This window comes from Gemmatimonadaceae bacterium (assembly GCA_030647905.1).
Lineage (GTDB): Bacteria > Gemmatimonadota > Gemmatimonadetes > Gemmatimonadales > Gemmatimonadaceae > UBA4720.
This window is the reverse complement of the sequence record JAUSJA010000012.1, coordinates 32,370-51,010: the sequence shown is the minus strand read 5'-3', so window position 1 is coordinate 51,010 and position 18,641 is coordinate 32,370. Positions and strand designations below refer to the sequence as shown.

17 protein-coding genes are annotated in these 18,641 nt (G+C 64.8%); 15 read left to right on the top strand and 2 right to left on the bottom strand.

Annotated elements, in window-relative coordinates:
- Positions 1-23: 23 nt before the first annotated feature.
- Complete coding sequence (gene ftcD / locus Q7S20_02445; protein ID MDO8500680.1) at positions 24-1,547, bottom strand: glutamate formimidoyltransferase; 1,524 nt, start codon at positions 1,545-1,547, stop codon at positions 24-26.
- Between the two features lie 12 nt (positions 1,548-1,559).
- Complete coding sequence (locus Q7S20_02440; protein ID MDO8500679.1) at positions 1,560-2,396, bottom strand: inositol monophosphatase family protein; 837 nt, start codon at positions 2,394-2,396, stop codon at positions 1,560-1,562.
- A 30-nt stretch (positions 2,397-2,426) separates the two neighbouring features.
- Between Q7S20_02440 and trpS the strand changes: the two genes are divergently transcribed.
- The 15 genes from trpS to priA all read left to right on the top strand — a co-directional run bounded on the left by trpS (position 2,427) and on the right by priA (position 18,631).
- Positions 2,427-3,431, top strand: coding sequence for a tryptophan--tRNA ligase (gene trpS / locus Q7S20_02435; protein ID MDO8500678.1), 1,005 nt, complete (start codon positions 2,427-2,429; stop codon positions 3,429-3,431).
- A 139-nt stretch (positions 3,432-3,570) separates the two neighbouring features.
- Entirely contained in the window at positions 3,571-4,602 is a 1,032-nt protein-coding gene (locus Q7S20_02430) for a M28 family peptidase (GenBank protein MDO8500677.1), read from the top strand.
- The gene (locus Q7S20_02425) at positions 4,602-5,093 is read left to right on the top strand and encodes a DUF456 domain-containing protein (protein ID MDO8500676.1); all 492 of its coding nucleotides are present in this window, start codon (positions 4,602-4,604) and stop codon (positions 5,091-5,093) included. Before Q7S20_02430 ends, Q7S20_02425 begins: the two co-directional genes overlap by 1 nt.
- A gap of 154 nt (positions 5,094-5,247) precedes the next feature.
- Positions 5,248-6,528, top strand: a complete 1,281-nt coding sequence (locus Q7S20_02420; protein ID MDO8500675.1) for an adenylosuccinate synthase — start codon at positions 5,248-5,250, stop codon at positions 6,526-6,528.
- Between the two features lie 41 nt (positions 6,529-6,569).
- The gene (locus Q7S20_02415) at positions 6,570-7,919 is read left to right on the top strand and encodes a glycine--tRNA ligase (GenBank protein MDO8500674.1); all 1,350 of its coding nucleotides are present in this window, start codon (positions 6,570-6,572) and stop codon (positions 7,917-7,919) included.
- The gene (locus tag Q7S20_02410; protein MDO8500673.1) at positions 7,916-9,442 is read left to right on the top strand and encodes a hypothetical protein; all 1,527 of its coding nucleotides are present in this window, start codon (positions 7,916-7,918) and stop codon (positions 9,440-9,442) included. Before Q7S20_02415 ends, Q7S20_02410 begins: the two co-directional genes overlap by 4 nt.
- Positions 9,432-10,775 carry a M20/M25/M40 family metallo-hydrolase gene (locus tag Q7S20_02405; GenBank protein MDO8500672.1) on the top strand — a complete coding sequence of 448 codons (1,344 nt, stop codon included), beginning with the start codon at positions 9,432-9,434 and terminating at the stop codon, positions 10,773-10,775. Before Q7S20_02410 ends, Q7S20_02405 begins: the two co-directional genes overlap by 11 nt.
- A gap of 112 nt (positions 10,776-10,887) precedes the next feature.
- Positions 10,888-11,214, top strand: coding sequence for a hypothetical protein (locus Q7S20_02400; GenBank protein ID MDO8500671.1), 327 nt, complete (start codon positions 10,888-10,890; stop codon positions 11,212-11,214).
- Positions 11,211-11,537: a hypothetical protein gene (locus Q7S20_02395; protein ID MDO8500670.1), complete on the top strand. Its 327-nt coding sequence runs from the start codon at positions 11,211-11,213 to the stop codon at positions 11,535-11,537. The genes Q7S20_02400 and Q7S20_02395 overlap by 4 nt, the downstream gene beginning before the upstream one ends.
- 15 nt (positions 11,538-11,552) lie before the next feature.
- Entirely contained in the window at positions 11,553-12,479 is a 927-nt protein-coding gene (locus Q7S20_02390) for a histone deacetylase (protein MDO8500669.1), read from the top strand.
- A 77-nt stretch (positions 12,480-12,556) separates the two neighbouring features.
- Positions 12,557-13,633 (top strand): magnesium transporter CorA family protein, encoded by a 1,077-nt coding sequence (locus Q7S20_02385; GenBank protein MDO8500668.1) that lies wholly within the window; start codon positions 12,557-12,559, stop codon positions 13,631-13,633.
- On the top strand, positions 13,615-14,271 hold the full coding sequence (locus Q7S20_02380) for a GvpL/GvpF family gas vesicle protein (GenBank protein MDO8500667.1): 657 nt from the start codon (positions 13,615-13,617) through the stop codon (positions 14,269-14,271). The genes Q7S20_02385 and Q7S20_02380 overlap by 19 nt, the downstream gene beginning before the upstream one ends.
- 2 nt (positions 14,272-14,273) lie before the next feature.
- Positions 14,274-15,296, top strand: a complete 1,023-nt coding sequence (locus Q7S20_02375) for a protein kinase (protein MDO8500666.1) — start codon at positions 14,274-14,276, stop codon at positions 15,294-15,296.
- Positions 15,293-16,351: a dipeptide epimerase gene (locus tag Q7S20_02370; GenBank protein MDO8500665.1), complete on the top strand. Its 1,059-nt coding sequence runs from the start codon at positions 15,293-15,295 to the stop codon at positions 16,349-16,351. The genes Q7S20_02375 and Q7S20_02370 overlap by 4 nt, the downstream gene beginning before the upstream one ends.
- Before the next feature lie 6 nt (positions 16,352-16,357).
- Complete coding sequence (gene priA / locus Q7S20_02365) at positions 16,358-18,631, top strand: primosomal protein N' (GenBank protein ID MDO8500664.1); 2,274 nt, start codon at positions 16,358-16,360, stop codon at positions 18,629-18,631.
- Positions 18,632-18,641 lie beyond the last annotated feature (10 nt).

Genomic DNA, 18,641 nt, shown 5'->3' with positions numbered 1-18,641 from the left:
ACGCCCGCCTGATTCGCGCGCGCCTAACTTGACAAGGCGGTCTCGACTGCCCCGCAAGCTTCCGCCGCTGCAGCCGACGCATCGGCGACGAGAGCTCGCGCTTCCCGGTCCAGATGCGCACCGGCCGACTTGTCCGACAGCGACGCGACATTGATTCTCACGTTGTACGCGGCGCCCTTGCACGCGGCTTCCGCGAGCAATGCGGCGACGCCGGCGTCGGTGACGGCATTGGTATTTCCCTTTGCCGCAACGGTTGCAGCGAGACCTGCGGCCTGTGCGCAAAGGCGGGCGGTCTCGAGCGGAACCTCGGCTGCGCCGAGCAGCGCCGCCGTGATGGCCGCTGTTCGCGCTTCTGCTTCGCCGGCCGACTCCTTCGACAACCTGTACGCCGCCGAAACCACGGCGTACGCATCGGCGTCGCGCTGAACCAGACCGGCGAGCGCAGTGGACAGGGAGTCGGCATTCGCGGCCACGACAGTCATCTCCGGCTCGACCGCGACGTACTTCTTCTTCCCGATCGTGAGCCCCGCGACCATTCGCGTGAGCGCTGCGGAGAGAGCGCCCGCGTACGCGGCCACGCTGCCGCCACCGGGAACGGGATCGGACGATGCGACCGCCTCGAGGAAATCATCCGCGGAAGTTGACGCACGCCTCGCGCGGGCGACCTGACGCTCGAGAACCTGATCGGCGCTAAAACGCGCGAGCTTGAGATGGTTCTTTGACGCATCGAACAATACCCGCTCCGGAACGAGCCCGATGATCTCGCTCCACGTCACTTCCACGCCTTCCGCGCGCGCCTTGTCGCCGATGAAATCGAAGACGGTGTGCAGCGCGGTCTGTTCGGTATCCACCAGGTTCATGGAGACCTGCGCCTGTCCGTCAACCTCGAGGCCCAGTCCCTTCACTGCCTTGAAGCCGCCGGAGGACTCGCGCACCGCCTTGGCGATGGACTTGGCGAGCGGAAGATTCGACGCCGGACCAAGATAGACATTGTAGGCGACGAGGAAAGGACGCGCGCCGATCGCCGTTGCGCCGGCCGACTGATGGATCTCACGCGGGCCGAAGTCCGGATCGCGCTCGGGATTTGTCCCGATCTCGCCGCGAAGCCCCTCGAACTGGCCGCGACGCACGTCGGCAAGATTCACGCGGGTAGGCCGCGTCGCCGCGCGTTCGTAGAGATAGACCGGAATCGACAGCTCCCGGCCGACCCGTTCGCCCAGCTCGCGGGCAAGCGCCACGCAATCGTCCATCGTCGAGTCCTCGAGCGGCACGAACGGCACGACATCGGCCGCGCCGATGCGTGGATGCTCTCCCGTGTGCTCGCGCAGATCTATGCGAGCCGCCGCTTCGCGGATGCCCGCGAACGCGGCCTGAACCGCGCGTTCAATCGGCACCACGAAGGTGATGACCGATCGGTTGTGCGATTCGTCGGACGACGCGTCGAGGATGGTGACGCCTTCGACCGCGGCGATTGCGTCGCGGATCGCTCCCACAACTTCAGGTCGCCGGCCTTCGGAAAAGTTGGGTACGCACTCGATGAGTTTCATTTTGCGATGATGTCAGCTGGCACCGGCGCCGTGCAGCGTGCGCAGGAGCCATCGGTGAATGTCAGGATTGCCCGCCACAACCGGGCCGTGTGAAGGAAGCTTGCGAGAGCCGGCGATGTCGGTGACGATTCCACCGGCTTCGCGGATCAGGAGAATGCCCGCCGCGATGTCCCACGGGGCGAGCACGAGCTCCCAGAAACCGTCGAATCGTCCGCTCGCTACGTCAGCGAGGTCGAGTGCCGCCGAGCCGGCGCGGCGGATTCCGGCGGTGTGGCGGCTCACTTCGACGAACTGGCGTGCGTAGCTCTCCAGCAGCTCTGGGGCCTTGAAAGGAAAGCCGGTGCCGATGAGCCCGCGGGACGGAGTGCTGAGCGAAGAGACGCTGACGCGCTCGCCATTCAGATACGTGCCCTGGCCGACACATGCGGTGAACAGATCTCCGCGGGCCGCATTCATCACCACCGCCGCGATGAGATCTGCATCGCGCATGACGCCAATGGATACTGCGTAATGGGGGAAACCGTGAAGGAAGTTGGTCGTTCCATCGAGCGGGTCGGCGATGAACGTGAGGCCGTCGCCGAGCGTCGCACCGTCCGGCGTGAGCTCCTCGCCGACGATTGCGGCGTCGGGGAATCGCGACCGGATCACCTCCGTCAACCGCGCCTCGGCGCCGCGATCCACTTCGGTGACGAAATCGGCCGCGCCTTTCTCTACCCAGACGAGCGAATCGAGGCCCGGTGCGGCATCGCCGATCACCTCCGCCGCCGCGCGCGCCGCCTCCACCGCGACGTCGAGGATCTCACGTGGCGACTCGCTATCTCTCAGCCCTGGATATTCGTTTGCTTGCAACGTGTTCCTCACCCTCGTTAACTTCGCCCGATGTCTCAGTCCCGGATCTTCAGCGGCATTCAGCCTTCTGGCGAGCTGCACATTGGCAACTACCTCGGCGCCGTCAAGAACTGGGTCGCGCTGCAGCGCGAGTACGAGTCCTTCTTCTGTATCGTGGACTATCACGCCATCACCGTGCCGTACGAGCCCGAGGATCTTCGGCGCCGGACGCGTGACATGGCGATCTCACTCATCGCCGCGGGCATTGACCCGTCGGCATGCACGCTCTTCGTGCAATCGGCGGTTCCGGAACATACCGAGCTGGCGTGGATATTCAACACGATCACGCCTCTCGGCGAGCTCGAGCGGCAGACGCAATTCAAGGAGAAGGCGGGCCGGCAGGAGAGCATCGCCGCAGGCCTGCTCAATTATCCGATCCTTCAGGCGGCGGACATCCTGTTGTACAAGGCGGATCTCGTGCCGGTGGGTGAGGATCAGATCCAGCACCTCGAGCTGTCACGGGAGATCGCGCGCCGGTGGAATGCTCGCTTCTCGCCTGGCTACACCGCCGAGGGCGAGGCGGGATTCTTCCCCGAGCCAAAGCCGCTCCTCACGCCGACGCAGAGAATCATGGGGCTCGACGGCCAGGCGAAGATGTCCAAGTCGCTCGGAAATACGGTCGGACTGCTCGACGAGCCGGAGGACATCTGGAAGAAGTTGCGCCCGGCGGTCACCGATCCCAAGCGCGTGCGGCGCACCGATCCGGGAACCCCGGAAGTGTGCAACATCTATCACCTGCACAAAGCATTCAGCACGAGCGAGATGGTCGAGCACGTCGCCGTGCAGTGCCGTACAGCGGGCTGGGGATGCATTGACTGCAAGGAGGTCCTGTTAGAGTCAATGGAGCGCGAGCTGAGGCCGATCAGGGAGAAGGCCGCGGAGATAAAGGCGAATCCGTCGAAGCTGGATGAGATCCTCGCGGCGGGCGCCGAGCACGCGAGGGCTGTTGCGCGCGAGACGATCCGCGAGACAAAAGAGCTGATGGGGCTCGCGTAAGACGACAAACTCCGAGCTCGCGGAGAGCGCGCGAGACGTAGTCTCCCGGCTCGCGGCGGTGCCGCGATTCGCGGGGAGCGAGGCCGAGACCGGCACGCGTGCATTCTGCGCGGAGAGGCTTTCAGCTGCGGGTTTTGTGGTGTCGGAGCAACCGTTCGAGTTCTCGGAGGCCCCGGCGAAGTGGGGCCCATGCATCGGCGCCGTGGCGATGGCGATACTCAGCCTCGGTGCCGGCCACCTCACGGTCAGGCACCATGCGCCCGCTGCTGCGCTGCTGTTCGGGCTCGCCGGATTCACGATCGTAAGCAGTATCGGAGCGCGGATCGCGCGGACGGGCACGCTCGGGATGCGCTGGGCTCGCTCGCGGTCGGCCAATCTCGTCGCGGTTCGGCGGCGCGAGTCGTCCGCGCGACCGCGGCTGTGGCTGGTGGCGCATCTCGATTCCAAATCGCAGACGATTCCGATGCTCCTCCGGATCGCGGCGGTGGTGGCGTTCGCGCTCTGCTTCGCTGGCATGCTGGCGGCGATGGTCGCGATGCTCGCCACGCAGTCGGCGGATCTTCGCGACCGGATGCTGCACGTGGTTCACGTGATGTCGGTGCTCGCGAGCGTCAGCCTTCTGCCGATCATTCTGTGCTTCATCGGAAACCGGTCACCGGGCGCCGCCGACAATGCGAGCGGCGTGGCGTCGGTTCTTCTCGCCGCGGAGATGCCCGGCCATCGTGAAGACGTCGGTGTGCTGCTCACCAGCGGCGAAGAGCTGGGCCTCGCCGGCGCCAGGGCGTTCGCCCGCGATGAAGCGGAAGCAGGCACCGCGATCAACTGCGACACGATAGACGATGACGGGCGGTTCATCTGCATGGCGAGCGGACGAAAGTCGGGGCGCCTCGACTCGGCGATAGACAGAGCCGCAACGCGTCTCGGCATTGACACTCTGCCGGCGCAGTCGCGACGGCGGGACGCAGTGCGGCTGCGCGGCATGATCCCCGGGATCCTCGCCGACAACATCGCATTCACTGATGCCGGCTGGGAATCGTTCACGTTGAGCCGCGGAAACCTCGGCACTCTCGCCCGCGTACATACATCGAGGGACCGCGCCGAGCTCATCGAAGGCACGGGAATCGCACATGCCGCTCGCCTGCTTGCGGCAATCGTCGAGGAGCTTTCGTGATGGCATTTGTACTACTGACGCTGGTACTGCTTCTCTCGCTCGTGCTCATCGCGCTCGGCCTGCCCGGCCTGTGGGTGATGATCGCCAGCGCGGTTGTGTACAACCTCGTCGTCGGCACCGACCCGATCGGCTGGTTCACGCTGGTGGGAGTCGGCGTGCTGGCTCTCATCGCCGAGTACATCGAGTTCACCCTGTCGGGCAAGTACGCGCGGAAGTACGGTGGCTCGCGCCGCGCCGGCTGGGGCGCGATGATCGGCGGAATGGCCGGCGCGTTCATTGGAGTCCCGGTTCCCATCGTCGGCCCGCTCATCGGCGCATTCGTTGGCAGCTTCGCCGGCGCGCTCCTCGGGGAGCTGAGCGTGGGCTCCACTGGCGCGGTCTCCGCGCGTGCGGCAAAGGGCGCACTGGTCGGCCGCGTGGTGGCTACCGCGATGAAAATGGCAGTCGGATGCGCTATCGCTGCCTGGATCTTCCTGGCCGCGATGGCGTAGCGCGCCAGCCGGACTGATTGACACGGCCTCGGCCCCGGATAGATTCACTCAACGCCCCGACGACGCCCGCCGGGGCGTTTTCCATTTCAATTAATTGCGTCCGCGCACCGCGCGTGACCCGCCAGCGGAACCAACCGCGCGAGAATGGAGCGGCATGTTCGATTCTAAGACGCGCACGGTCGTCATCGTCGGTGCGCAATGGGGTGACGAGGGGAAGGGGAAGCTGGTTGACGTCCTCGCCGAGCGCGCCGATTGGGTAGTCCGCTACCAGGGCGGCGCCAACGCGGGGCATACCGTTCACATCGGCGACAAGTCCTTCGTTCTCCACCAGATCCCGAGCGGCATTCTCCATCCCGGCGTACGCTGTGCGATCGGGAACGGCGTCGTCCTCGACCCCGACACGCTTTTCACGGAGATCGACGAGCTCATCGCCGACGGTGTGGACGTTCAGGGACGTCTCTACGTCAGTGACCGCGCGCATCTCGTGCTTCCGTTCCACAAGCTCGTGGATTCGCTCAGCTCCGCCAGCCGCGAGATCGGCACGACCGGACGGGGGATCGGGCCGGCGTATGAAGACAAGGTCGCAAGGCGGGGAGTGCGCGTTCTCGATCTGCGTCACCCCGAGCGTCTGCGGGCACTCGTCGAGCGCGGCGTCTCGCACGCGAACGCTCTGCTCGCTTCGTTCGGAGTGCCCGAGCGCGCCGACGTGGATACCACGGTCTCTCTGCTCGAGCGTCTGGCTCCGCGCATACTGCCGATTACCGAGGACGTCGGTCTCGTGATCCACCGTGCTATCGCTACCGGCGCGAGCGTGCTGCTCGAGGGCGCACAGGGCTCGCTGCTGGACGTGGACCACGGAACATATCCGTACGTGACGTCGAGCAGCACGACATCCGGCGGCGCAGCGATCGGTGTCGGTATTGCGCCTATGGCGATCCACGCGGCGCTCGGAATCGTGAAGGCGTACACGACCCGCGTCGGCAACGGGCCTCTTCCGACCGAGCTCGGCGAGCCCGAGGGATCGCGCATGCGCGCGCTGGGCAACGAGTTCGGCGCCACGACGGGCCGCCCCCGGCGCTGCGGGTGGTTCGACGGAGTGGTCGTCAGATACGCGGCGCGCGTGAACGGACTCACGGGCCTCGCCGTGACCAAGCTGGATGTCCTCGACACCTTCGAGAAGGTCGCCCTCTGCACCGGATACAAGGTCGGAAGCGACATCTACACCGAATTCCCGGGCGACCTCGCCGCGCTGGAAGGCGCCGAGCCACAGTACGAGTGGATGGATGGATGGCAGCGGTCCACCGCGGATGCCCGGTCGCTCGACCAGCTCCCGGGCGCGGCGCGAAAGTATCTGGACCGCATTGAATCGCTTGTCGAAACGCCCATCGCCTACGTTAGCGTAGGCACGAGACGGGACCAGATCATCGGGGCGTGACGCCGGGGGAACCAGCCGGCCCCTACTATATTTAGCACCCTATGCCGAATAAGCCCGACGTGATGGAAAAACTAGTGTCGCTGTGCAAGCGGCGCGGATTCATCTTCCAGTCATCCGAGATCTACGGCGGCACCGGGTCAGTCTGGGATTACGGGCCGCTGGGTGTGGAGCTCAAGCGGAATCTGCAGGAGCGCTGGTGGAACGAAATGGTCCGGACCCGTGAAAACATCGAGGGGCTGGACTCGGCGATCCTGATGCATCCGCGTGTCTGGGAAGCGAGCGGCCACGTCGGTGGATTCGTGGACCCGCTGGTGGATTGCCGCAACTGCAAGAAGCGTTTCCGGGCCGACGATCCGCGCATCAAGGGCACGCCCGGCACTCCTGATGCCCAATGCCCTGCATGCGGCATGAAGGGCACCCTCGGTGAGGCGCGCCAGTTCAATCTCATGTTCAAGACGTTCATGGGTCCGGTCGAAGACAGCGCCGCCGTCGTCTACCTTCGCCCGGAGACGGCACAGGGAACATACGTGAACTTTCTGAATGTCCAGCAGTCCACGCGCCAGCGGATCCCGTTCGGAATCGCGCAGATCGGTAAGGCGTTCAGGAACGAGATCACGCCGGGCAACTTCATCTTCCGCACGCGCGAGTTCGAGCAGATGGAGATGCAGTTCTTCGTAGAGCCCGGCACCGACATGGAGAGCTTTGAGTACTGGAAGGCGGAGCGCATGCGCTGGCACCGCGGGCTTGGCCTGGCCGAGGAGCGGCTTCAGTTCCATGAGCACACGAAGGACGAGCTGGCGCACTACGCCAAGGCCGCCTTCGACGTCCAGTTCGACTTTGGTGGATCACTGGGCTTCCAGGAAATCGAGGGCATCCACAACCGCGGCGATTTCGATCTCACCCAGCACCAGCAGTTCTCGGGGAAGAAGCTGGAGTACTTCGACCAGGGCTCGAACAGGCGATACGTGCCATACGTCGTCGAGTGCGCCGTCGGTCCGAACCGCACGCTCCTGGCGATTCTCGTCAATGGCTATCGTGAGGAAGCCGTGGCCGGCGAGACGGAGGGACGGGTCGTGCTCGGCTTGTCACCCGCGCTGGCTCCGATCAAAGCCGGAGTGTTCCCGCTGGTGAAGAAGGACGGCATGCCGGAGATGGCGAAGAAGATCGCCGACGATCTCCGCCCGTCGTTCGCCGTGTTCTACGACGATAGCGGTGCGATCGGGCGCCGCTACCGGCGACAGGACGAAGTCGGCACGCCGTTCTGCATCACCGTGGACGGCGAGTCGGCGGAGGGCAACTCGGTTACCGTGCGGGACCGTGACACGCTGCAGCAGGAGAGGGTCTCGGTTGATGCGCTGCGGGACTACATCCGCACGCGCGTCATCGAATGACCGACCTGACGCTGGACCGCCTGCGTCACGACGGCCAAGCGTTCACCGAAGAGATCTCGCGCGAGAGCTACCTCGCGCACTCCGGGCACAAGGCGGTCGCCGAATTCAAGCCGATCTACGACAAGTACGCCCATGTGCTCGGCGAGGAGGCGCTTGCGCTGACGCTCGAGAGCTTCAAGGGGACGGCGAAGGGCACCGAGGAGCATCGGTCGGCGAGTCTTCTGCTCGAGTGGCAGCTCGACTCGCAGGCGTCGCGTTCGCTGGCCGAGCTCGACGAGCGGGAGATTGCCTGGGAGAGCTCGGCGGTCATTGAGACGTCGGATGGTGCTCGGATACAGTACCAGGCTGCGGCGATCGCGATCGCGAACGAGAAGGACCGGAAGAAGCGGCTGGCGCTCGATGTCGCGCGAGCTGAGCTGGTCGAGCGCGAGCACGCGCCGATCCGGCTCGAGCGACTTCAGCGCGAGAAGGACTACATCGAATCACTCGGAATAGCGCCGAGCTACAATGCCGCGTTCGAGGAAATCACCGGTGTCTCGCTGGCCGGGCTTGCCGCGGAGTGCGCGGCGTTTCTGCGCGACACGCAGGCGATGTGGGACGAGACTCTGCCTCACTACCTCAAGAATTCGCTTGGGATAACTCCGGCGGAAGCCACGCGCTCGGACGCGCTGGCGCTGTTGCGTGCGTCGGAATACGACGCCGCGTTTCCGGGTGACTCGCTCCAGGAATCGGTGTCGCGGCAGCTTCGCGAGATGAACATTGATCCGACGGCGGGTGGCAGAATCATCTACGACCTTGGCGATCGCGAGGGCAAGCGCGCCCGCGCCTTCTGTGCGCCGACTCGCGTTCCCGAAGAGGTCTACCTCGTGCTGCGTCCGCATGGCGGACAGAGCGATTACACGACGCTGCTCCACGAAGCGGGACACGCGCTGCACTTCGCCAACGTGCGCCACGACTATCCCTTCGAATACCGATGGCTCGGCGACAACTCGGTCACAGAATCGTACGCGATGCTGTTCGATCATCGCATGCAGGATCGTGGCTGGCTTCTTCGCTACACCGAGATCGGTCCGGGCAACGTAGAGAAGTTTCTTCGGCTCGCCGGATTCGAGGAGCTTCACTATCTCCGGCGATACTGCGCCAAGCTGATCTACGAAGTGGATGCTTACGGCGGCGACGTGGACTGGAAGGACCTGCCCGACATCTACGTCGAAACTCTCACGCGCGCCACCAACTTCCAGTATCGCGCGGCCGACGCGTTCGTGGATTTCGATCCGCGATACTATTCGACGCGGTACCTCCGCGCATGGCAGCTTCAGGCAGTGCTCGACGAGACGCTCGTTTCACGCTTCGACGTGGACTGGTATCGCAACCCGGCGGCAGGCCGGTGGATGATTGGCGAGCTGTGGGCCGAAGGTCAGCGCGAGACTGCCGAAGAGCTTGCGGCGCGCGTCGCCATAATCGGCGAGAAGCTTTCGTTCGGCCCGCTCATCAGGAACATCGAGAAGCTCCTTGGAAGCTGACTGGCCGGCCATCGAAGCGGAGACGCTGTCGCAGCTCCAGGCGCTGATCAGATTCGACACGACAAATCCGCCGGGCAACGAGCTGCCGCTCGCCGAGCATCTCGTGACGTTGTTCAAAGGTGATGGAATCGAGAGCCAGCTCCTTATTCCGGGTCCCGATCGCGCCGCCGTTATCGCTCGCCTGAAAGGGAATGGAGCCAGGCGTCCCGTGATGCTGCTGGCGCACATGGACGTCGTCGCCGTCGAAAAGGAGAAATGGTCGTGCGATCCGTTCGGCGGAGTGGTGCGCGATGGTTACCTCTATGGGCGCGGCGCGATCGACGACAAAGGGATGCTCGCCGCCAACCTGATGGCGATGCTGTTGCTCAAGCGCTTCGTCGTTGACGCTGGCGTCGAGCTGGCGCGAGACGTCGTATTCGTCGCGACCTCCGACGAGGAGTCGGGCGGCGCGTTCGGCATGGAATGGCTGGTGCGCGAGCATCGCGATCTTCTCGACGCCGAGTTCGCGATCAACGAGGGCGGCCGCGCCCGGATCATCGAGGGTGGCAAGCGCTTTCTCGCCATCCAGACGACGGAGAAGAGCTCGCACATGGTCACCGTTACCGCCAGCGGCCCGGCGGGACATGCCGCCATACCTCTCGCCGGCAACGCGATCTTCCACCTCGGGCGTGCGCTCGCGAAACTGGCCGAATACAGGGAGCCAGTGACGCTCACCGAGACGACGCGCCGATTCTTCGGTCTCCTGTCCCGCGTCTGGCCGGTCGAGCAGGAGCGCGAGGCGATGGCGGCACTCGTTTCGGAGGATGCAGCCGAGTCGGCTCGCGGAGCGGAGGTCCTTTCCGGGATGCCCGTACTCAACGCCGTGATGCGAAACGGCATTTCCGCCGTGAGGCTGATGGGCGGGATCGCTGGCAACGTCATCCCCGCGGAGGCGAGCGCGGTGCTGAACGTGCGGACGATTCCCGGTCACCGGATCGAGGACATCGTCAATCGCATGACTGCATGGCTCGATGATCCGGGAGTCTCCATCGCCATCAGCACACATGGCCAGGAGGCTCCGGGATCGGACCCCGACTCAGCAATGTTCGCCGCGATCGCCGAAGCGGCGGGGAAGCTCGATCCTGATATGACCGTCGTTCCGTATCTGAGCACCGGCGGCACCGACAGCGCGCATCTGCGCCGGATCGGCATCCAGGCGTACGGCATACTCCCCTTTCCCATGGAGCAGCCGGACGAGGAGCGGATGCATGGTCACGATGAGCGGGTTCCCGTGAAATCACTTCATTTCGGAACGCGGCTGATCTTCGAGGCGGTGCGGCGGGTAGCGTCATAACGGCTCGCCTTGTCGCGTGGCTCCGCTGGCCGGTAGATTGCGTTGAGCGCGAGTGTTGCAGGCCGCGCTTTTTTTCATCCAGAGATTCTTCAATAACCAGATGGCTTCTTCAGTGAATTCACAGCAGGGGCGCACACTCCAGGAGGTGGTCACGACGGCCTCTCCGGTCGAGGTCATCGCCGCCGCCAAAGCGTTTTTCTCTCGTCGAAATGGCATCTACGCTGCGTTCCTGGAGAAGGAAGGGTCAAGCTACGCGACGTTCCGCGGCCAGGGCGGCGAGGAAATCGCGATCGGCACAGCGCCGGCCGGCGGTGAGACCAGGGTGACCGGCTCGACGTACCTGTTCGACCAGCAGGTCGCGCGCTTTCTCGCGACGCTCCCGACATCCGATTCCATGGCCGTCGGCACCGAAGCCGTTCCCGCGGGAGCCACCGCGTGACGACACCATTCGTGACCGAGCTGCGCACCGGCGATGACGTGATCGTCGTCGGCGGCGGTAACGGTCAGGTGCTGCATCTGCGCGTGCAGGCAGCCGAGCTGTGGGACACACTGCGCGTGGATGCGGCCGATACCGAGTCCGTCGCGGCGGTCAAGGCGGCTGCTCTCGAGGCGTTCTATCCGAATGGAGTGCCGGATGACGAATTCGTCGTGAAATTGCGCGGCTTCGAGGTTCTCCACGAGAACGAATCGCTGTCGGAGTCCGGAGTGAAAAACGGCTCGACTCTTCTCGTGGCGTGGCGCAGGCGGAGGCCTGTCAGATAGAGCCAGGGACGTGCGATGAAGGTCGGCTTCATTTCGCACGCGGACTGCGGCCGGCATGACACGGGTTGGGGACATCCCGAGCATGTCGGCCGTTTGCGCGCAATAACCCGCGCGCTGCGGAATGAGCCTGCCCTGTTCGAGAGCGTCGAGCATCTCGAGGGGCGGCACGCGACACCGGACGAGCTCGCGCTGGCGCACGATCCCGCATACATCGCGCTCGTCGAGCGCGCGGCTGCCGACGGCGGTGCGCAGCTCGACAACGACACGGTTGCAAGCGCCGGCTCGTGGGCGGCTGCGACGGCCGGGGCGGGATGCGTGCTCGACGCAGTGGACCGCGCGGTATCGGGCGCCAACCTCCGATCCTTTTGCGCCGTGCGCCCACCGGGACACCATGCGCTTCGCGACCGTGCGATGGGATTCTGCCTGTTCGGGAATGTCGCGCTCGCGGCGCATTACGCGAGGTCTCGCCACTCGCTGAGGCGAATTCTCATCGTGGACTGGGACGTCCACCACGGAAACGGGACGCAGGCGCTGGTGGAAAGCGAGCCCGACATCCATTTCGTCTCCATGCACCAGTGGCCGTGGTATCCGGGCACCGGTGCGGCAGACGATCGCGGGCCTCACGATAGCGTCTGGAACGTGCCGATGGCAGCCGGGCTCGCGCCGGAGGAATACGTCGACGCGATCGAGCGCGGCATTGACCAGGCGTTGGCGGGATTCACGCCGGATCTGATTCTCATTTCGGCCGGTTTCGATTCGCTCGCCGGCGACCCGCTCGGCGGATTCACGCTGGAGCTTGAGCACGTCTCTGCGCTCACGCGTTCGCTCGTCGAGCGGGCCAATGCGTGGTGCGGCGGAAGAGTGGTCAGCTCGCTCGAAGGTGGCTACGCTCCCGACCGCCTCGGCGCGGCCTGCATGGCGCACCTTGCCGCCCTCGCGTGAACAACGCGCCTCTGACTCCCTCGAGCGTACGCGGCTAACTTGATGCGGCCACCGCACTCCTCCGTCAATCGAGCGTAATGACCAGGCATCACGGCATTCACCCGGAAGCCACCGCCACCGTTTTGACCGCTGGCCAGGAAGCGGCCGTGAGAGCCGTGGATCCGGCGCGCGCGGCTCCGTGGAGCTGGTATCACGATTCCTCGGGGGGTGATTCGCGCACGCACGTCGAAGTGGACGACATGCGCGCCATTCTCGCTTCGGGGAAGGGAACGCTGTGGGTGGACATAGACATCCGGCGGCCCGACGAAGTCGCTCTTCTGGGCGATGTTTTTCATTTTCATCCCCTGGCGATTGAGGACAGTCTTAATCCCGAATCGCGGGTCAAGTTCGAGGAATACAGCACGTTCGCAATCCTGATCGTGCGAACCGTTGCCTTTCTCGAGGACACGGAGGACCCGTACGACATCGAGACCGTGAATTTCACGTGCTTTCTCGGTGCCAACTTCCTCGTCACGGTGCACGGCGCGCATTCGCGTCCCGTCGAGGCGACCGTGCAGGTACTGGAGAAATGGCCTGAGTTCGCGTCTTCGGGACCGGCGAGACTGATGCACGCAGTGGCTGACGAAGCAGTGAATGCCTATTTCCCAATACTCGATCAGCTCGAAACGTTCATGGACGGGCTGGAGGAGAAGGTGTTCGCTTCGTTCGATCAGACTGCGTTGCGAGAGATATTCAGCGTGAAGCGGCTGGTGCTGTCACTTCGCAGGCATCTCGGCCCGGAACGCGACGTGTTCAGCGTCCTGACGAACCGTCCGAGCACTCTGCTTTCGCCGGAATCGCAGGTGTACTACAGGGACATCTACGATCATGTCCTCAGAATCAATGATTCGCTGGAGACGTATCGCGAGTTGCTCAGCAGCACTCTCGATAGTTACTTAACACAGGTGTCCAACAAGCTCGGGATGGTAACGAAGGCGCTCAGCGTCGTCGCCACCATATCGCTTCCGTTCGTGGTCGTGAGCGGCATGTGGGGAATGAACTTCGACCAGATTCCCCTGTCGCACACGGGCCACGGTTTCTGGACGATGGTCGTACTGCAACTTGGCCTTGGCGCTCTCCTCCTCGCATTCCTCAGATGGCGCAAGCTCCTGTAAACGCCCTTCGACTGTTCGGCGTCGCCGCGCACGAGGCGGCGCTTCGCGATACACTGGCCGATGGAACTTCTCTCCTGCAGTTCCGGTCGCTGGCGGCAGTCGTGGCGCCGTGCCGCTACGCGCGCGTCGTCCTCGACGAGAGCGAGATGGCGGAGTACACGAGGGTGCTGGAGGAAGTCCAGGCGAGCACCGCGGTACTGCCCGCGCCTTCCGGTACCGTCTTCAAGTCGAGGGAAAGTCTCGCCCGCTGGATGGAGCTGCATTACTTCACGCTCACGCAGGCAATGGGGGCGATCGAAGGCCACGGACAAGCCCGGCTGACGATCACGAAGCCAGCCGGCTTCGATCCCGTCAACGCGACAGGTCCCGAAGCGAAGGAGAGCGCAAAGCAGCTCCTCGCCACCGCATCGCAGAGCATGAGAGTGCTGCGCGGGCAGGCGACGGCCACCGTGTCCCTCCCGCTCCCTCAAGGCGAGACTTCCGTGATTGCCCAGGCCTCATTTCTGGTGGATCTGGAGCGCTGGTCGGAGTTCGCCGATCTGGTCGCCAAGGAGGATCTGCGCCAGACGGCTCTGGATTTCCACCTGACCGGCCCATGGCCACCATATGACTTCGTGCGCATGCAGTTCGGCGGGTAAGAATGTTCTGTACTGATTGCGGGTCCTGGAATCGCGGCTCGGCCGCTCGCTGCCTTCGCTGCGGCGAGCTGCTGCCGCTGGTCACGAACCGGAGCGCGACTCCTCCGGATCCCGCCATAACGGCGCTGCGCCACGTCACCGGAGGTCGCTACAGCGTGATGCACCGCGTTGGCGAGGGCGGGATGGCGAACGTCTATTACGCGCTGCACATCCCGCTCGATTGCCCGGTGGTGATCAAGGTGATGCATCCCCACCTTGCCCGCGACGCCGACATGCGCGAGCGCTTCCGGCGAGAAGCCGAGTCCGCCGCGCAGCTCGTGCATCCGCACATCTGCCCGATCACGGACTTCGGCTCGGTCGGCGACCAGGTCTACCTCGTGATGCCGTATCTGGCGCGCGGAACGCTGGCCGACAGAATCAACAACCGCCGGTCGTTCCCGCCCGAGCGGACCGCCGCGATTGCCGCGCAGGTTGCGTGCGCGCTGGATTACGCGCACCGGCACGGACTGGTGCATCGCGACATCAAGCCCGACAACATTCTGTTCGATGAGGACGAGAACGCTCTGGTGACCGACTTCGGCATTGCCACGGGACATTTCCGGGCGAGGATGACGGGGACGGGAAACGTCATGGGAACGCCGCACTACATGTCTCCCGAGCAGGCGAGGGGAAAGCTGCTCGACGGACGGAGCGACCTCTATGCGCTTGGCGTCGTGATGTACGAGACGCTGCTGGGCTTCCCGCCGTTCGACGGAGCGGATGGTTACTCGATCAGCTACAAGCACGTAACCGAGACGGCGGCAGCGCCCGACGTCGTGGATTCGCGCATTCCACCGCAGCTTTCCGCAATTGTCATGAAATGTCTCGCCAAGCGCGCGGCCGACAGATATCAGCGGGGCCACGAGCTGGCCGATGCACTGATCTCGTTCCTCAGTGGATCGGCGGCGCCGGAAGAAGTGCGGGCCGCATGGACGTCGCGCGTCAGGTCACCGACAAGACCTGCGACGTCTCCGGTAGGCGGATGAAGCTCTCCCACGAAGTCCTTCGCCTCAGGACGCGTTATCCTTTCGTCATCGCGCGCGGGGGCTATACGGCGCACGAGAACGTCGTCGTGCGGATCGTTGACCGTGACGGAGTGGAGGGTTGGGGCGAGGCGGCGCCGAACCGGTACTACGGTGAGAGCGTGGCGACGGTTGCGTCGGCGCTCGAGCAGTTCGCACCTGTGCTGGGGAGTGCCGACTCCTGGTCGCTCGAGGCGATAGACGCGAGTCTCACGAGAACTCTTCGCGGTAACGGATCGGCGAAGAGCGCGGTGAGCGCGGCACTGCACGACATCATCGGCAAGCGACTGGGCATCCCGGTCCATCGGCTGTGGGGCCTCGACGCGGGGGACACTCCCGATTCGAGCTTTACCATCGGAATCGCCGATAACGACGGTCTGCGGCAGCGGGTTGCAGACGCGGCGCAGTATCCTATCCTCAAGGTGAAGCTGGGAACCGATCGCGACATGGAGATCGTGCGCGTGGTGCGCGACGCCGCTCCGGACAAGCGGCTCAGGGTTGACGCCAACGCGGCGTGGACACCGGCTCACGCTGTCCGCATGATCGACTTCCTCGCCGACAACGACGTGGAATTCGTCGAGCAGCCGGTGGCGCAGCACGACATCGAAGGGCTCAGGTTCGTGCGCCAGCGCTCGAAGCTGCCGATCATCGCGGACGAGTCCTGCCTCGTCGCGACCGACGTACCGCGTCTCGCTGGCGCGGTGGACGGCATCAACCTGAAGCTGGCAAAGTGCGGCAGTCTGCGCGAGGCGATCAGGATCGTTCACACGGCGCGATCGTTCGGCATGAGCGTCATGGCCGGGTGCATGATCGAATCGAGCCTCGGTATCTCCGCAGTGGCCCAGCTCGCCCCGCTGCTCGATTATGCCGATCTCGACGGCGCGGCGCTTCTCGCGGAAGATCCGTTTCGAGGCACGACGATTGACGGAGGGCATATTCGTCTGGCCGAAGGGCCAGGCCTCGGCGTGGAGCGGACCGGCATTGCGGATGAGCAGGCGGCGAGCGGGGGCGCTCGCTAGCGGGTCATGACCTCCGAGCCAACGGGGCTGGTGGAAGTAGCGCTTCCGGTCCCGCTCTTCCAGACGTTCACCTACGAGCTGAATCCGGAGTCGGAGCGAATTCCACTCGCCGGATCGCGCGTCGTCGTACCCTTCCGCAACCGAAAAGAGATCGGCATCTGCCTCGGGCCGGCCGATCCGGCGAGCCTGCCGAAAAAGGTGAAGCGCATCATTGAGGTACCCGACGACACGCCGGCCCTCAGTGAATCAATGATCGCGCTCTGCAGGTGGATGGCCGACTATTACGTCGTACCGTTCGGTCTCGCCCTGCGCACCGCTCTTCCCGCGTCGCTCACCGGCGCAGCGCAGCCGCGGCCGTCGCGAAAGACGCATCGCGTCGTCCGCCTCCGGGAGGATCTGCCGACGCTGATGCACCGCGACAAGGCGTTCGCGAGAGCGCCGCAGCAGCGGGCCGTCTTCGAGATGCTGGAGTCGCTCGGCGGGACGAGCACGCTCGAGCATCTGCTGCAACAGCTCGCCTTCTCACCGTCGGTGCTGAAATCCCTGGAGAAGCGCGGCCTCATCCAGATAGATGCCGAGGAAGTGGATCGCGATCCGTTCGCGCTGAGGGCGGGCGAAGCGCCGCGTCCACACGTGCCGACAGAACCACAATCCGCGGCCATCGAGAAGCTCACCACGGCATCGCCCGGCGAGGTATTTCTTCTTCACGGGATCACCGGAAGCGGAAAGACACTCGTCTACATCGAGCTGCTGCGCGAGATAGTGGACCGGCGCGGGCAGACGGCGATCGTTCTCGTTCCCGAGATCGCGTTGACACCCCAGACGGTGGACAGGTTCCGCGCGGTTTTCGGTGACAGGATCGCTGTGCTGCATTCGGCGCTGAGTGACGGGGAGCGCTACGACGCATGGCTGGCGCTCAAGCGCGGCGACAGGCGCATCGCCGTCGGTGCGCGCTCCGCCGTGTTCGCGCCTCTCGAAAACCTCGGCGCGATCATTGTGGACGAGGAGCACGAGTCCAGCTATAAACAGGGGGAGACGCCGCGCTATCACGCGCGCGAGGTGGCGATCGTCCGCGCGAGAGCGGAAGGAGCGATAGTCGTACTCGGCAGCGCGACGCCCTCACTCGAATCGTGGACCAACGCGACCGCGGGGAAATACACGCTACTGACACTCCCCGATCGAGTCGGCGGCGGGCGTTTGCCGGGAGTGGAAGTGGTGGATTTGCGACACCGCGTAGCACCGATGCCCGACAGCAGCACGGGGCCTGGCACGGGGTATTCTGCGGTAATCCGCGAAGAGCTGGACCGGGCGCTTTCCGAGACGCTGCGAAGGAAGGAGCAGAGCATCCTGCTTCTCAACCGCCGGGGATACTCGTCGTTCGTACAGTGCAACGACTGCGGCGACGTCGTGGTGTGTCCCAACTGCAGCATCACACTGACGCACCATCGCGCGCCGGAGCGACTCCTCTGTCACTATTGCGCGCACCAGGAGCCGTTGCGCGCGGAGTGCGTGCGGTGCGGCGGCCAGACACTGAAGCATCGCGGGCTCGGCACTCAGCAGGTCGAGCGGCTGCTCAGCGAGCGGTTTCCGACGGCGCGAATTGCGCGCATGGACGTGGACACGACCAGCGGCAAGTGGGCGCACGCCGAGATACTGGACCGGGTGGCGAGCGGGGAGGTGGACATTCTTCTCGGCACGCAGATGATCGCCAAGGGGCTCGATTTTCCGAACGTGACGCTGGTGGGGGTAGTGGATGCCGACGTGGGCATCAACCTTCCCGATTTTCGCGCGTCGGAGCGGTGCTTCCAGCTGCTGAGCCAGGTTGCCGGGCGTGCGGGTCGCGGGCCGAAGGGCGGGAAGGTGCTGATCCAGACGCGTGTGCCGGCGCACCACGCCGTCCGATGCGCGCTCACGCACGATTACGCGACCTTCGTGCGCGAGGAGCTGGAGGGTCGGATCAACCCCCCGTACCCGCCCAATCTGCGTCTCGCGAACATTGTCTTCAGCGGAACGAACGCCCGCGCTACCGCTGATCTCGCGACGAAGGGCGCCGACTGGATCCGCGAGTTGCTCGATGCCCGAACGGCCGGTGACATCGCACTCGTGGGACCGGCGCCATGCCCGATCGAAAGGGTGAAGACGCGGTGGAGATGGCACGTGCTCCTGAAATCGCAGAACTCCGCCGATCTGACGCGCGTGGGCCGCTATTTCATGGAGAGATTCCCGGTTCCTGCGGCACTCCGCGTCACGCTCGACCGCGATCCCGTGGCGCTGCTGTAGACCAGTGGAT